Source organism: Methylobacterium gnaphalii, from assembly GCF_007992215.1.
GTDB classification, from domain to species: Bacteria; Pseudomonadota; Alphaproteobacteria; order Rhizobiales; family Beijerinckiaceae; genus Methylobacterium; species Methylobacterium gnaphalii.
In genome coordinates, this window is record NZ_BJZV01000012.1 from 129,356 (window position 1) to 144,435 (window position 15,080).

Genomic DNA, 15,080 nt, shown 5'->3' on the forward strand with positions numbered 1-15,080 from the left:
GATGCGTCGCTCGTTGGTGGACGGGTCGCCTCCGGCATGCCCCGCCGGGTTCGGTTTCCCGCCCTCGGCGAACCTCAGAATGACGCGCGTTACAGATCAGGACGATGGCGCGGGTGACTTCACCCGACGCAAGCCGACGGCTCACCGCCCATCGACCATGTTCACGTGATACGCGCCGGCCTTGACCATCTGCGGGAAGGGCTTGGCCGGCGGATCAAATTGCGGCGGCAGGCCGAGGATCGGCGCGACGCGCTCGATGATCTTACCCGTCACCGAGCCGGAATTGTAGGCGGCGGTCGCGTAGCCGCCGGTCTCCGGCAGGCCCTGGGGCTCGTCCATCAGCGTCACGAAGAGATATTTCGGGGCATTCATGGGCGAGGCGGCCATGAAGGTCGTGAACAGGCGGTTCTTGTTGTAGCGCCCGCCGATCACCTTCTCGGCCGTGCCGGTCTTGCCGCCGACGTAATAGAGCGGGATCGAGGCCTTCTTGGCCGAGCCCTCGGTGGCGTTGAGGCGCATGATGTAGCGCATGGCCTCGCTGTTCTGCGCCGAGAGCACGTGCCGCGCCTTGGCGCGGGCCGTCGCCTCGTCCCGCTTGAGGAAGGTCGGCACCATGAAGTCGCCGCCGTTGATGATCGCGGCGACCGCGGCCGTGGCCTGGATCGGTGCCACCGCGATACCGTGACCGAAGGCGATGGTGATCGTGTTGATCTCGCTCCACCGCGGCGGAAGGATCGGCGAAGCGCTCTCCGGCAGCTCGGTGCGCATGCGGTCGAGCAGGCCCATCTTCCGGAGGAAGGCTTGGTGTCCGGGGATGCCGACGCCGAGCGCCATCTTGGCCGAGCCGATGTTGGAGGAGTGGGTGAACACCTCCGGCATGGTCAGGACACGGCCCGTGGCGTGGTAGTCGTGGATGGTCTGGCGGCCCCAGTGCATCGCACCGCCGCGCGTGTCGAAGGTCGAATTGACGTTGTACTTGCCGGAATCGAGCGCCATGGCGAGCGTCATCGCCTTGAAGGTCGAGCCCATCTCGTAGACGCCGACATTCATCCGGTTGATGCGGTCGGGCGAGAGCGCGTCCTTCGGCTCGTTCGGATCGAAGTCGGGATAGGAGGCGAGCGCGATCACCTCGCCGGTATTCACGTCGAGGATCATGGAGGCGCCGGCCTTGGCCTTGAAGTGCTCGACGCCCTTCACGAGTTCGTCGCGCACCGCGAACTGGGCGCGCAGGTCGAGGGAGAGCTGAACGGGCGCGAGATCGGTTTGCTTGGCGACGAAGCCGAGGCTGTTGAGGGCGCCGTTGCCCTGGTTGTCGATGTACTTCTCCATGCCGGCGATGCCGACATTGTCGAGGTTGGTCGCGCCGATGATGTGCGCGGCAGCGACGCCGTTCGGGTAGACGCGCTTGTGATCCGGCAGGAAGCCGACCCCGGGCAGGCCGAGGCGGTGCACCTCCTGCTGCTGCTTCGGGGTGATCTCGCGCTTGACCCAGACGAAGCCCTTCTTCGTCGACAGCTTCGCGCGGAGCTCCGAGGCGTTCAGTTCCGGCAGGACGGCGGTGAGCAGTTCGACCGCCTCATCCTTGTCGTAGATCTTGCGCGGCTCGGCGAAGACCGAGACCGTGCGGATGTCCGTGGCGAGGATCTCGCCGTTGCGGTCGATGATGTCGGGACGAATCGCGGTGGTCGCGGAAGCGGCGATGCGGTGGTCGTCGTTGCTGGAGCTCGGCGCCGAAGCCATGATCACGAGGCGAACCGCGATCGCGCAGAAGACCGCGCCGAAGCCGAGGCCGACGATGCCGACGCGGGCGTAAGAGCGCTCGATCGCCAGGCGGAACATCGTGTGCCACAGGCGGCCGAGGAAGCGCTCGCGCGGCTCCGTGGCGACGAAGCGCTCGGGGACGCCATCCTCTTCGCCGGCCTGCTCTACGGGCTGCTCGAACTGCACCGCCTCGTGAGCCTCGTGCTCGCCGGCGGCTGGCGCACCCTGATCCTGCGGATGGTATTCGGACACGATGACTACCTCGAAGCCGTGGCAGGCGTGCGGGTGCTGACGGTGCGGGTCGTCGTCGAGCGGGTGATCGAGCCCGTGGTGCGCGGCTCGTCGGCTCGGGTCGCGGTCTTCTCCTTCGGCGTCGCGGTGGCGGCGAGCAGCCGGCCGATCTCGTCGCCGCGGTCGGGACGGGCCGGCAGGTCGGACATCCGCGCCAGGTGCTCGATGCCGATCGGCTCGAGCGCGAGGTGGCGCTCGACGGCAGCCTGGAGCCGGTCGGGACGGGTCAGAAGTTGCCACTCGGCGCGCAGCACTGCGATGGCTTGCCGCTCGTTGTGAAGTTGGCTCTTCAGCTTCGAGACCTGCGCGGCCTGATAGAGCGTGTCGTATTTCGTCGAATAGGCATGCACGGCAGAGGCCATCAGCCCGAGCACGGCGAGGATGTTCAGGATCCTAATCATGATGCTCGCCCTTGATGCTGCGCCTCAAGGGCCGTCCGCCACACGAGCCGCGGTGCGCGTTCTCGCTCACCGGCGGTCGACGGCAGAAAGAGTCGGAGTGAACGGCCGTTGGGATCACCGACGCGATCCTCCACGAAGCGCGGCGGTGGCCGGAAGGATGGCGAGTTCCCGGACCGCATCGAGCGGCGCGGGAACGGGGGCGTCGGTGCGCGCGGCGGCGCGAAGCTTGGCAGAGCGCGCCCGCGGGTTGACGCGGCACTCCTCGTCGCTCGGCAGGACCGGCCCCTTGGTGACCAGCGAGAAGCTCTTCGGCAGCGGCAGCTCGACACTCGGCACGTGTCGCGATGCCTGGACGGCGCGTCCGCTGCGGGCCGAGAGGAACTGCTTCACGATCCGGTCTTCCAGCGAATGGAAGGTGACCACGGCCAACCGCCCGCCAGGGCGCAGAATGCGCTCGGCCGCGTGAAGCGCCGCGACCAGCTCGCCGAGCTCATCGTTCACGGCGATGCGCAGGCCCTGGAAACTGCGCGTGGCGGGGTGAATGTGGCTGCCCGGCTCGGCGCGCACCACGCCGGCGATCAGTTCGGCGAGTTCGCCGGTGGTCTTGATCGGCGCGCGGCGGCGGGTCTCGATGATGGCGCGGGCAACGGCGCGGGCGCGGCGCTCCTCGCCATAATGGAAGAAGATGTCGGCGAGCGTAGCCTCCTCGGCCTCGTTGACGAGGTCGGCCGCGCTCTCGCCCTCGCTCGACATCCGCATGTCGAGCGGGCCGTCATTGCGGAAGGAGAAGCCGCGCTCGGGCTGATCGAGCTGCATCGACGAGACGCCGATATCGAGCACGACCCAGTCGGCCCCGGTTTCACCCTGTGCCTCGACAAGCGTATCCAGTGACCCGAAGCGGCCCTCCACCAGTCGGAGCCGCCCGCCGGCCTTCTTCTGGAGGGGGGCGCCACCGGTGATCGCGGTGGTGTCGCGATCGATCGCGATGACGCGAATCGAGGGATCCGCGTCGAGCAAGGCACGGGTGTAACCGCCCGCTCCGAAGGTGCCGTCGACAGCGAGACCCGGGCCCTCCAGCGCGAGGGCCTCGAGCACCTCGGCCAGGAGCACCGGGACGTGGGGGCCTTCGGCTGAAACTGCCTTGCTGCGCGGGGAGCGGCTCACGAAACGACCTCCCGCAGCGTTGCCGGAATCGAAGCCAACTGCAGAGACAGGGAAGCGATCCGGCTCATGCGTTCCTACGGGGCGCGTGGGGCGCGTAAAGGCGGTTCGGGCAGAGGTGTCGCGGCCGACGAACGGCCGACCGAATCCCCGCGCACGACCGCTCCTCTCGCAACCAGGGCGGGAGGCGGCCGATCCGAAAATCACCTTTAGCGGGTTCGAGCCGGGTACCATGGGGTTTCGAGCGCCGTCAACGAGCGTGGCCGAACGGAAATGGTCCCCTCGATAAAGACCCGAGCAAGGTTAACCGAGCGTCAACCGACCCCTCGATTCCGGGCGGTGACGGCAGCGAAAAAACGGGGAGATCAGCCGGCCTTTAAGCCGGGTTCTGTAGGGCCCGGATGCCTTGCGGCACCCGGACGTGGCGGCCATTCCTCTGGGACGATCGTCACCGACCGCCTCGAGCAACCAACCCGGGCGACGGGCCTGGAGAGCCGGCCTGCCCTCCCCTCTCGGGGAATGCGTGTCGCCCCTATTCGGTCTTGCACCCGGTGGGGTTTGCCATGCCGTCCGCGTTGCCGCGTCCGCGGTGCGCTCTTACCGCACCCTTTCACCCTTACCCTGCATGCAGGGCGGTCTGCTCTCTGTGGCACTGTCCCTGGGGTCGCCCCCGCCGGACGTTATCCGGCACCGTCTCTCCATGGAGCCCGGACTTTCCTCCCCGCACAGGTCGCGAGACCTGGACGGAGCGGCCGCCCGGCCGACTGATCCGGGGCGGATGTGCGCCGCGGGCAGCGATGCGGTCAAGGGCAGCGGTGGTACCACTCGACTGACACGCCCAATTTTCGAGCTTGCACCGATTTTCGGCAGACGGTTGCCGGCTCACGGCGATAGGACCACTCTCATCTGCAGGCAGGCCCTGCGCCGCCGCGTGCCGGGCCTGCCGCCACCTGAGAAGGAGGTCTCGCCATGTCGATTGAGACGAACTGGACCTTGGATACTGTCCAGCAACTGCGCACGATGGCCCGCGAGGGGGTGCCGGTGTCGGTGATCAGCATGCGGCTCAAACGCCCCATCGAGGCCGTCGCCGCCAAACTCGCCGAACTCGGCATCACGCCGGCGGTGAGCGTCTAGCTCTCGCGCCGTTATTCCGGACTTCGCCAGCGGCGAGAACCCGGACCGAGAGGGGTGCATCGGAGGGGCGCAATCCGTCCGTGACGCTGCGCCCCGTCGCGGAGGCCGGGTTCCGCTGCACGGCCTCGGCATGACGAATTCGGCAAAGAACTACCAGCTGCCGGTATTCTCCATCGACTTCCAGGGCTCCTGAGGCTCCTTGGTCCCACCCTTCTGAAGGATCTCGATCGAGATTCCGTCCGGCGACTTCACAAAGGCCATGTACCCATCGCGCGGCGGCCGGTTGATCGTCACGCCCCTGTCCTGCAGCCGCTGGCAGAAGGCGTAGATGTCGTCGACCTCGTAGGCGAGATGCCCGAAGTTGCGGCCGCCCGAATAGGTTTCCGGGTCCCAGTTGTGGGTCAGCTCGATCAGCGGCGCCCTCTCGGCCTGTGCCTGCGCCATGTCGTCGGGGGCGGCGAGGAAGACCAGGGTGAAGCGGCCCTTCTCGTTGTCGACCCGGCGGACCTCCTTGAGCCCGAAGGTGTCCACGTAGAAGTCGAGCGCCTTGTCGAGGTCCGCGACGCGAACCATCGTGTGCAGGTATTTCATCGTCCGATCCCAGCTGCGTGCCGTGACCGGCAAGATGGCCCCGCCCGGGCGCCCGTCAACGGTTGCACACGCGCCCCGCGGACTCGATAGAGGGCGCAGACCGTCCGAGCCGAAGGCCGAGCCCGCATGCGCACCGAGACGCCCCCGACGATCCACCTCGCCGATTACCGTCCGAGCGACCATCTTATCGACCGGGTCGATCTCGACATCCGGCTCGACCCGCATGCGAGCCGGGTCACGGCCTTGCTGGCGCTGCGGCCGAACCCGCAGGGCAAGGTGGGCGCGCCGCTGGTGCTCGACGGGGACGAGCTCAAGCTCGTATCCCTCGCGATGGATGGCGAGGTGCTGCTGGAGAACGCCTACACCGCCTCGCCCTCCGGCCTCACCATTCACCGGCCGCCGCAGCGCCCCTTCACGCTCGCGATCGAGACCGAGATCGACCCGACGGCGAATACCAAGCTGATGGGGCTCTACCGCTCGAGCGGCGTGTACTGCACCCAGTGCGAGGCCGACGGCTTCCGGCGGATCACCTATTTCCTCGACCGGCCCGACATCCTGTCGATCTACACGACGCGCATCGAGGCCTCGCGGGAGGAAGCGCCGGTGCTCCTCGGCAACGGCAATCCGGTCGGGAGCGGCGACGTGCCCGGCACCGACCGACACTATGCGATTTGGCAGGACCCGCACCCGAAGCCGGCCTATCTCTTCGCCATCGTCGGCGGCCGTCTCGGCAGCGTGACGGGCCGCTTCACCACCTCGGAAGGTCGCGAGGTGGCGCTGGGCGTCTATGTCGAGCCGGGCAAGGAAGCCCGCGCCGACTATGCCCTGGACGCCGTCATCCGCTCGATGAAGTGGGACGAGGAGGGCTTCGGCCGCGCCTACGACCTCGATGTGTTCAACGTCGTTGCCGTGTCCGACTTCAATATGGGCGCGATGGAGAACAAGGGTCTCAACATCTTCAACGACAAATACGTGCTCGCCAGCCCCGAGACCGCGACCGATGCCGACTATGCGAATATCGAGGCGATCATCGCGCACGAATATTTTCACAATTGGTCGGGCAACCGCGTCACGTGCCGCGACTGGTTCCAGCTCTGTCTGAAGGAAGGTCTTACTGTCTTCCGGGACCAGGAATTCTCGTCGGACATGCGCTCACGCGCCGTGCATCGCATCAGCGAGGTCCGCACGCTTCGCGCTCGCCAGTTCCCCGAGGATGCCGGCCCGCTCGCCCATCCGGTGCGTCCCAAGCAATATGCCGAGATCAACAATTTCTACACGGCGACCGTCTACGAGAAGGGCGCCGAGATCGTGCGGATGCTCAAGACGCTGATCGGCGAAGACGCGTTCCGCAAAGGAATGGACCGCTACTTCGCCGACAATGACGGCACTGCCGCTACCGTCGAAGACTTCTTGGCGGCCTTCGCGACGGAAACGGGCCGCGATCTCTCGCATTTCGCGCAGTGGTACGAGCGGCCCGGCACGCCCCGCATCGCCGTCACCGGCACCTATGATGCAGCCGCGAAGACCTACCGGCTCGACTTCCGGCAGACCCGCCCCGGCGCAGGTGCTGACGCGCCGCCGCTGGTCATCCCGGTGGCCCTCGGTCTCGTCGGCGAGGATGGTCCGCTCGCGGCAAGGAGTGAGCGCGTACAGGACGGCGTCTTCGTGCTGGACAAGGCGGAGGACAGCGTGACTTTCGAGAGCGTCGCCTCGCGGCCCGTGCCCTCGCTGTTTCGTGATTTCTCGGCGCCGGTGCGCGTCGAGATCAACCAGAGCGATGCCGAGCGCCTGACGCTGCTCCGGCACGACACCGACGCCTTCAACCGTTGGGAATCCGCTCAGCGCGTGGCGCTCCGCATCATCATCGCGGCCGCGCGAGGTGGCTCGGAGACGCTCGATGGGGCCGAGGGCTTTGCCGACGCACTCGCCGCCTTCCTCGACCAGGAAGCCGTGAACGATCCGGCCTTCGCGGCGCTGATGCTGGCGCTGCCGAGTGAGGGCGAGGTGGCGAGCGAGATCGGCGCGAACATCGATCCCGATGCCATCTTCGCTGCCCGCCGCCGCCTGCGCGAGGCGATCGCACTGCGCCTGCGCGACCCGCTCATCGTCCTGCGGGAAAGGCTCGCCGAGCCGGCAGGTGCGCCCTTCAGCCCGGATGCCGCCTCCGCCGGCCGGCGCGCCTTCCGCAACGCGGCCCTCGACCTGATCGCCGTGGCTGACCCTGACCGCGGCACGGTGCTCGCCCGCGAGCAGATCGCCGCGTCCGGCACCATGACGGACCGGCTCGCCGGGCTCGCCACGCTCTCGCAGATCCCCGGCGATGCGCGTGAGGCCGAACTCGCGGCTTTTGCCGAACGCTATGCCGGCGAGCCGCTGATCCTCGACAAGTGGCTCGCGATCCAGGCCGCCATCCCCGAGGACGGCACCATCGCACGCATCCGCCAGCTGCAGCAGCATCCCGCCTTCTCGATCACCAACCCGAACCGCGTGCGCTCCCTCGTCGGCGTGTTCAGCCTGTCGAATCCGACGCAGTTCAACCGCGCCGACGGTGCCGGCTACGCCCTCGTTGCAGAGACCGTGCTGGCCCTCGACAAGCGCAACCCGCAGGTCGCCGCGCGCCTCCTCACCGCCTTCGGCTCGTGGCGCCAAATGGAGCCCCGGCGCCGGGCTGCGGCAGAGGAGACCCTGCGCGGGATCGTAGCGGTGGGAGGATTGTCGCGAGACGTAGCGGACATCGCCGGCCGCAGCCTGGCGAGCTGATCGGCGCAAAGTCTCTTTCGACGCCAATGAGCGAGCCCCAATACACCGAAAACAGTCGATGTGAATTTTAAATTTCTATAGGCACAGAGATGATCAAGTCATGATCTGAAAAAAGCGACTAGCCACTGTGCTGTCACGTATATGTTTGTATATTTCTTCGCTGTAGCCCAGACCGTCCGCCAACCAGCGGACCGATCAGAAAAGTGCGAACGGAAAATATAAATTAACTTGCGCTGCGTAAGTCCGTGGGCGTGCTTGCTGGCCCCGACGTCTGGCCATGCAATCGTTGAGTCGTTCGCTTCGGATCGCGTGATGCAGGATCCTGTCGCTCTTCTCCTGACGGACCGGGCCGATCGCAGCGCGGGGATCGCGGCCGCGCTGGAGCCAGCCATGGCCTGCCACGTCCTGGGCATGGACGAGCCCTGGACAGGGTCGGCACCGCTCGCCGGCATCATCGCGGACGTGGATATCGTTCGCTCGCGGACGAGGCAGACGGTGCGCAGGCTGCGGGAAGCGGTCGAGCCGGGCGACGCTCCCCTGCTCGTGCTGATGCGCAGCCGCAGTGCACGCAGCTTTGCCGACGCCAAGGCGATGGGCGCCGATATCTGCCTGCTGCCGCGAACCTCGCCCCACGTTGTCGCCCAGACCTTCCTCGCGCAGACCTCTCCCCGCCAGGACATGATCGACCTCACCGTGACACGGGCGGTCGGTCGCGCCGGGCGCGCGCTGAACACCCTGCTCGATGCCGCGCGCGCCAACGAGACGCTCGACACCGAGGCCTTCGAGGCGGGCGTCCACCCGATCCTGACGGCAGTCGCGGCGGGCGGTCTGATCCGCTGGCTCGACCTCGTCTGGAGCTTCGACGATGCCACCTACCAGCATTGCCTGCTGGTGGCGGGCCTGACGGCAGCGCTCGCGCTGCATCTCGGCTTCTCGGAGGCGGATCGGCAGCATCTGGTGAGTGCGGCGCTGATCCACGACATCGGCAAGGCGAGGATCCCGCTGGCGATCCTGAACAAGCCGGGTCGCCTCGACGAGAACGAGTTGCGCGTCATGCGCTCGCACGCTGCTGTTGGTTACGAGATCCTCGAACAGGCCACCGGCTTCGACGCGGCAACCCTCGACGTCGTGCGCCACCATCACGAGATGCTCGATGGCTCGGGCTACCCGGACGGGCTGCGCGGGTCCGAGATCAGCGACCGGGTCCGACTCGTGACGATCTGCGACATCTACGCGGCGCTGATCGAGCGCCGGCCCTATCGCGAGCCGATGAAGCCTGCCGACGCTCTGCAGGTGCTGCGCGACATGAAGGGCAAGCTCGACGGCGATCTGCTGGCTGCCTTCGAGCAGGCCGTCTTCAAGCGCTGATTTCCGCCGAACGGGCGCGCGGGCATCGAAACGGCTGTGAGGCGGCGCGCAACCGAAGCCGTCCACCGCAAAATTCCGCGCGCACCCCGGATTTCTGGGATGGACTTTCCAAAAGCGCGCCGGTGCATGGGCGAAGCTTGCGGCCGGCGAGTGAGTCTCACCATCTAAACTACTCTGTCATTTTTCTTTTCTTGATCGTCCGACAGACTCGACCGAGTCGCAACATCGTTAAAGAGTCAACAATTTCGCTGATAAAATTCGTGGACAAAACGCCCCCGTAAGTGCTCAATGTGAATACGATTCGAGGCGAGCGTGAGTGACCGCCCCGGAGCGTTCCAGTGACAGAGTGGGGGTCCACATGCCGGAGGCGGTTTCCGCTTCCCTGGCCGCGCGCGTGCGCGCCGATACGATCCTTGGGATCCGGCGACAGCGCAGCGCAGCCGATGAGCGGATGGAGCGGGCCGAGACCTGGCTGCGCATCGCCGTGCCGGGCATGCTGGCGGGCTTCCTGCTCTGCCTGCTCGCCGTCATCACCCTGCACCTTCGCCTGCAGCACGCCGAGGCCGTGCGCACGGCCCATGTCGAGATCGAGGGCTTGGCACGGCTGACCGCCGCGGCCTTCGGCGAGAGCAACCTGGTCGGTGACGCCGCTCGCACCTCGGCACAGGACCGCCTCCATGCGCTGATGCCTGCCGGCGCGCAGGGGGGCCGTCAGGTCTTCGTCGCGGGTCGAGACGACCGGATCGTCGCCGCTTATCCGGCTCCGATCCGCCTGCCATCGACCCTGACCGCCGTGCTTGGGCCCGACCAAGCCATCGGCGCGCTCGCCGAGTCCGCCGGTGCGATGATCATGCGGCTTGCCGACGGCGCCGAGGTGATCGCCGCCGTTCACAGCCTGCCCAATAATTCCGGGCAGGTCGCGGTGATCCGCCCCGTCGCTCACGTGACGGCGGCATGGTGGGAGCGGCTCTGCACGCTGGCCGTATTGTTCGGTGCGACCACGCTGGTCGTGGCCGGCATCGGCACCGCCTACACGCTCCAGAGCCGCCGCGCGCGCGCCTCCGACCGGGTTTGCGAGGAGGTCCGCCGCCGGCTCGACACCGCTCTCGGACGCGGCCGTTGCGGCCTGTGGGACTGGGACATCCCGCGCGGCGAGATCTTCTGGTCGGATTCGATGTACGCCATGCTCGGCTACCCGGCCGAGAAGGGCCTGCTCTCCTTCGGCGATGTCAACGATCTGGTGCATCCCGACGACGGCGACCTCTACAGCCTCGCCCGCCAGCTCGCCGCCACCGATTCGACCATCGACCACGAGTTCCGCATGCGCGGCGCCTCCGGCGACTGGATCTGGCTGCGCACCCGCGCCGAAATCGTCCACGACGAGGCCGACGGCAGCCGCCACCTCGTCGGCATCGCCGTCGACGTCACCGAGCAGCGCCGCCTCGCCGAATCCAACGCCACCGCCGACATGCGCCTGCGCGATGCGGTCGAGGCGATCTCCGAGGCCTTTGTGCTCTGGGACGACGCCAATCGCCTCGTCCTGTGCAACTCGAAATTCCGGGACCTGCACGCACTCTCGGCGGAGGATGCTCAGCCGGGCCGACGCTACGCGGACATCATGGGCCGCGGCGTGCTGCCGCCGGTGCGCCGGGAAGTGCCCGATATCGGCCGCGTCAGCCCCCAGGATCATGCATTCTCCGCACGCACGCTTGAGGTAGAGCTGACAGACGGGCGCTGGCTCCAGGTCTCGGAGCGACGCACCAAGGACGGTGGCTACGTCTCGGTCGGCACCGACATCACGGGGCTGAAACGTCAGCAGGAAAAGCTCGTCGTCTCCGAGCGCGAGCTCCTCGCCACGGTGAAGGATCTCAAGCGGTCCCGCCGCGCCCTCGAAATCCAGACCCACCAGCTCGCCGAACTCGCCGAGCAGCACCTCGACCAGAAGGCCAAGGCCGAAATCGCCAACCAGGCGAAGTCGGAATTCCTCGCCAATATGAGCCACGAGCTGCGGACGCCGCTCAATGCCATCATGGGCTTCGCAGACCTCATGGAGAACGAGGTCTATGGCCGCCTCGGCGATGCCCGCTACGTCGGCTATTGCCAGGACATCCAGGAGAGCGGCACCTACCTGCTCTCCGTCATCGACGACATCCTCCATATGGCCCGTATCGAGGCCAAGCGCGTCAGCCTGGACCGCCGCGAGATCGCCGCCGTGAATGCCGTGCGCGATGCCGTCAAGCTGGTCGAGCTCGCCGCCCAATCCAAGGGCGTCGCCCTGCGCGTCGAGATGCAGCCGAACCTGCGTCTGCTCGCCGACGAGCGCGCGCTGATCCAGATCCTCGGCAACGTGCTGCAGAACGCGGTGAAGTTCACGCCGTCCGGCGGGCGTGTCCTGGTGCGGGGACGCAGTTGCGGCACCTTCATCCACCTCTTCGTCGAGGATAGCGGGATCGGCATTCCGAAGAGCGCGCTCGACAAGATCGGCAAGCCCTTCGAGCAGGTCGAGAACAACCTCACCCGCAGCCATCGCGGCTCGGGTCTCGGCCTCGCCATCGCCCGCTCGACGGCGGAACTGCATGGCGGGAGCCTGCGCATCCGCTCCGATATCGGCGTCGGCACGATCGTCATGGTGCGCCTGCCGGCTCCGACGCCGGAGCGCCTCGCCGCGCTCACACGGCCCGGTGCCGAGGCTACGCTCGACTCGCTCCGCCTCGCTTCCGGCGCCACGCAACGGCCGGACGGCAGGGCCGCCGCAGCCGGCTGAGATCCGTTAGAATTGGTCTAAGCTGCCCATTTCGTGCAGCCCGGCCATGCAGAGGGGAACCATCGGTACTGCCGCTCATTCATCGGGCATGAAGCGCTACGCTCCGGGACGAGCGGGCGTTGCACAGCCCTTCACGGCAACCGAACGGAGTTCGTTTCATGGCCAAGGCCAAGCCCCTGCGCGTCGCCAGCGACCGCCTCAACACGCCGACCGATCTCGATCCGGCGGATACCAAGAAGATCGCCGAGGGCCTCACGGTCCTGCTGTCGGACCTGTTCGCGCTCTACATCAAGACGAAGAACTTCCACTGGCACGTCAGCGGCCCGAATTTCCGCGACTATCACCTGCTGCTCGACGAGCAGAGCCAGCAGATCTTCGCGATCATCGACGCTGTGGGCGAGCGCGCCCGCAAGATCGGCGGCACGACGCTGCGCTCCCTCGGCCAGGCCGAGAAGCTGAAGCGGGTGCCGGACAACAACGCCGACTATGTCTCGCCGCTCGACATGCTCAAGGAGCTGCGGGACGACAACCGCAACCTCACCGCCAACATGCGTGAGCTGCACGCGATCACCGACGAGGCCAACGACGTCTCCACGACCAGCCTGCTGGAGGAGTGGATCGACCAGTCCGAGGAGCGCACCTGGTTCCTCTACGAGTCGACGCGCGACGCCAGCGAGGGTGGCCACTGAGCCACCTCTGCCTCACGGCAGAACACGAAAAACCCCGCATCGCAGGATGCGGGGTTTTTTCGTGCGGCGGGGCCGAGGAGCGGGATCAGGCCGCCGCTTCGATCTCGTCCTCGCGCACGGCACGCTCGGCGGCGCCGGAGCGGATGCGATAGGAGACCTCGCCCGAGGCGTCGGCCGGCATCAGGCGGACGACCTCGGCGATCTCGCCGAAGCCGGTCTTGTCGTTGCTGGGGATCGGCCCGAGGCGCTTCACCTGCTGGCCGAGCTTGAACTTGTGGGACATGACGTCCTCCTGGTCTCGTAGGGTCGGTGCGCCGCGCTCAGCGGCGCAGCTTGATCTTGGCCTTGCGGGCCGCGTAGCGCGCATCGCGCTCGGCCTTCTGGGCGGCCTGCTGAGCGCGGGCGCGCTCGGCGGCGGCCTCGAGCTCGGCGGCCTTGCGGGCGACCTCGGCCAGGCGGGCAGCCTCGGCCTCGGCAGCCTTGCGCTCTTCCTCGGCGATGCGGGCGAGCTCGCGCTCCTCCGCGCGGGCGGCACGGGCCTCGGCGATGGCCTTGCGCTCGGCGCTGCGGGCGATCACGGCCGGATCGTCGGCACTGGGGCGCTGGCGGAAGCGCTCCACCATGGCCGCGCGGGCCTTCTGCTGGGCGGAGAGACGGTCGTCGAGGGCGTTCTGGTTGATGAAGCTCACGTAGGGTCCTAGCTGCGACCGCGGCCCCGATGGCCCGGCCTGGATACGATGCGGTTGGACAAACGAAGAAGCCGCCCCGGAGGGAGCGGCTTCAGACACGGTGGTCGAGGCGGGCTCAGGCGGCCTGGAGATTGCCAGCCGATTCCTTGCCGGAGCGACGGTCGGTCTCCAGCTCGTAGGAGATCTTCTGGCCCTCGACGAGGTTGCGGAAGCCAGCGCGCTCCACGGCGGAGATGTGCACGAAAACGTCCTTGGAATTGTCATCCGGCTGGATGAAGCCGTAGCCCTTGGTCTCGTTGAACCACTTGACGGTGCCGGTAGCCATAAATCTCGTTCCTGTCACTTCGCAGGTAATTATGCATAGTCGTTCAACCGCTTTGCAGCGGTGAACCCTTCGATACCGATAGAAGACGAGAAATTCCGAACCGCCCTGCGAAGGCGTCACGGCCCAAAATCCGGGCTTAGATCGATGCCGCTTAAGTAAACCTTTCTCGCCTTCGCGGCAAGGGTGGCCGGAAAATTGAGCGAAACCGGCTCCAGAATTAATCGGCACTTCGCCGGCCCGGGCGTGTTATATACCGGTACCCTCTGCGCAATTCGGTGCCTTGGGCAACCACGGGGCCGGCAGCTCATGCCGCCCCTCATCCTCGCGTGCCGCGCCGCCGCGGCAAGCCGCTCAGAGGACATCGCATGGCACATAACAGCTCCAGCGGGCGCACCCCCGGCCTCTCGATGGCCGAGTTCAACGCCCGCGCGAAAAAGGTGGCTGCGGCCACCGGCGAGATCGAGAAGGGCGAGACGCGCCGCGCCACCCCGTCCCGCTTCCGCCGCGACAACAGGCCCGCTGCGCCGAAGGCCGAGGAGACCAGCGAGTCCGAGACCTGAGCACGTCCTCTCCCTCGACGGGGAAGGGTTCGGGCCGCTGCGCGTCCCGTCGCGCACAGAACCGACGCGAACGAAAAAAGCCGCTCCCGTGGGAGCGGCTTTCTCATGTCCGGCCGGGCATCGAACGGCCCGGCTCAGGCGCCTCAGGCGGCCTGGAGTTGGCCCGCGGCCTTCTTGCCGGAGCGCTTGTCCGTCTCGAGCTCGAACGAGATCTTCTGGCCCTCGATGAGGTTGCGCATGCCGGCGCGCTCGACGGCGGAGATGTGCACGAACACGTCCTGCCCGCCGTCATCCGGCTGGATGAAGCCGAAGCCCTTCGTCTCGTTGAACCACTTTACAGTGCCGGTCGCCATGTCAGTCCTTGGTCTTCGCAGGCTTGTCGAGTGGAGAGCACTCCGCGCGGACGCGAAGGGCCGGAGATACCGATAGGGGTGGAAACGACGGGGCCGCCCTGCGAAGGAGTCACGACCCGGAAAGTCCGGCCACAGATCGATCAAGAGGACATGGGGTCGGGGGGCGGGATGGCAAGGCGGCCAACCCCTACCGCATCTGGGACGACGCCGAGCGGAGGCCGCGAAGACGCGCT

14 protein-coding genes and 1 other RNA gene are annotated in these 15,080 nt (G+C 67.2%); 6 read left to right on the forward strand and 9 right to left on the reverse strand.

Annotated features, from left to right (window positions below; translation table 11 throughout):
* Positions 1–141 precede the first annotated feature (141 nt).
* The 4 genes from MGN01_RS12170 to rnpB form a co-directional block, all read right to left on the reverse strand.
* The gene (locus MGN01_RS12170; protein ID WP_373319181.1) at positions 142–1,947 is read right to left on the reverse strand and encodes a peptidoglycan D,D-transpeptidase FtsI family protein; all 1,806 of its coding nucleotides are present in this window, start codon (positions 1,945–1,947) and stop codon (positions 142–144) included.
* A gap of 71 nt (positions 1,948–2,018) precedes the next feature.
* Complete coding sequence (gene ftsL, locus MGN01_RS12175) at positions 2,019–2,453, reverse strand: cell division protein FtsL (protein ID WP_147046884.1); 435 nt, start codon at positions 2,451–2,453, stop codon at positions 2,019–2,021.
* A 114-nt stretch (positions 2,454–2,567) separates the two neighbouring features.
* Entirely contained in the window at positions 2,568–3,617 is a 1,050-nt protein-coding gene (gene rsmH / locus MGN01_RS12180) for a 16S rRNA (cytosine(1402)-N(4))-methyltransferase RsmH (protein ID WP_238257955.1), read from the reverse strand.
* Positions 3,618–3,975: 358 nt separating this feature from the next.
* Positions 3,976–4,382, reverse strand: an RNA gene (rnpB, locus tag MGN01_RS12185) — RNase P RNA component class A.
* 201 nt (positions 4,383–4,583) lie between these two features.
* Here rnpB and MGN01_RS23560 point away from each other — a divergent pair.
* Positions 4,584–4,748, forward strand: a complete 165-nt coding sequence (locus MGN01_RS23560) for a hypothetical protein (protein WP_170245961.1) — start codon at positions 4,584–4,586, stop codon at positions 4,746–4,748.
* A gap of 150 nt (positions 4,749–4,898) precedes the next feature.
* Here MGN01_RS23560 and gloA read toward each other — a convergent pair whose 3' ends face one another.
* On the reverse strand, positions 4,899–5,339 hold the full coding sequence (gloA, locus tag MGN01_RS12190; protein ID WP_147046886.1) for a lactoylglutathione lyase: 441 nt from the start codon (positions 5,337–5,339) through the stop codon (positions 4,899–4,901).
* 126 nt (positions 5,340–5,465) lie between these two features.
* On the opposite strand from gloA, the gene pepN reads away from it, so the two are divergent.
* The 4 genes from pepN to MGN01_RS12210 all read left to right on the forward strand — a co-directional run bounded on the left by pepN (position 5,466) and on the right by MGN01_RS12210 (position 12,920).
* Positions 5,466–8,099: an aminopeptidase N gene (gene pepN / locus MGN01_RS12195; protein ID WP_147046887.1), complete on the forward strand. Its 2,634-nt coding sequence runs from the start codon at positions 5,466–5,468 to the stop codon at positions 8,097–8,099.
* Positions 8,100–8,411: 312 nt separating this feature from the next.
* Entirely contained in the window at positions 8,412–9,467 is a 1,056-nt protein-coding gene (locus MGN01_RS12200) for an HD-GYP domain-containing protein (protein ID WP_147046888.1), read from the forward strand.
* Positions 9,468–9,825: 358 nt separating this feature from the next.
* Positions 9,826–12,231: a PAS domain-containing sensor histidine kinase gene (locus MGN01_RS12205; RefSeq protein WP_147046889.1), complete on the forward strand. Its 2,406-nt coding sequence runs from the start codon at positions 9,826–9,828 to the stop codon at positions 12,229–12,231.
* A gap of 158 nt (positions 12,232–12,389) precedes the next feature.
* A complete protein-coding gene (locus MGN01_RS12210; RefSeq protein ID WP_147046890.1) occupies positions 12,390–12,920 on the forward strand; it encodes a Dps family protein in 531 nt (176 codons plus the stop codon).
* 85 nt (positions 12,921–13,005) lie between these two features.
* On the opposite strand, the gene MGN01_RS12215 is transcribed toward MGN01_RS12210, so the two are convergent.
* From MGN01_RS12215 to MGN01_RS12225, 3 genes are all read right to left on the reverse strand, one after another.
* On the reverse strand, positions 13,006–13,203 hold the full coding sequence (locus tag MGN01_RS12215; RefSeq protein WP_147046891.1) for a hypothetical protein: 198 nt from the start codon (positions 13,201–13,203) through the stop codon (positions 13,006–13,008).
* Positions 13,204–13,240: 37 nt separating this feature from the next.
* Complete coding sequence (locus tag MGN01_RS12220) at positions 13,241–13,609, reverse strand: DUF6481 family protein (protein WP_147046892.1); 369 nt, start codon at positions 13,607–13,609, stop codon at positions 13,241–13,243.
* A 115-nt stretch (positions 13,610–13,724) separates the two neighbouring features.
* Positions 13,725–13,934 carry a cold-shock protein gene (locus MGN01_RS12225; protein ID WP_147046893.1) on the reverse strand — a complete coding sequence of 70 codons (210 nt, stop codon included), beginning with the start codon at positions 13,932–13,934 and terminating at the stop codon, positions 13,725–13,727.
* A gap of 365 nt (positions 13,935–14,299) precedes the next feature.
* Here MGN01_RS12225 and MGN01_RS12230 point away from each other — a divergent pair, with 365 nt between their 5' ends.
* Complete coding sequence (locus MGN01_RS12230) at positions 14,300–14,494, forward strand: hypothetical protein (RefSeq protein WP_147046894.1); 195 nt, start codon at positions 14,300–14,302, stop codon at positions 14,492–14,494.
* A gap of 143 nt (positions 14,495–14,637) precedes the next feature.
* On the opposite strand, the gene MGN01_RS12235 is transcribed toward MGN01_RS12230, so the two are convergent.
* Complete coding sequence (locus MGN01_RS12235; RefSeq protein ID WP_147046895.1) at positions 14,638–14,847, reverse strand: cold-shock protein; 210 nt, start codon at positions 14,845–14,847, stop codon at positions 14,638–14,640.
* Positions 14,848–15,080: the final 233 nt, after the last annotated feature.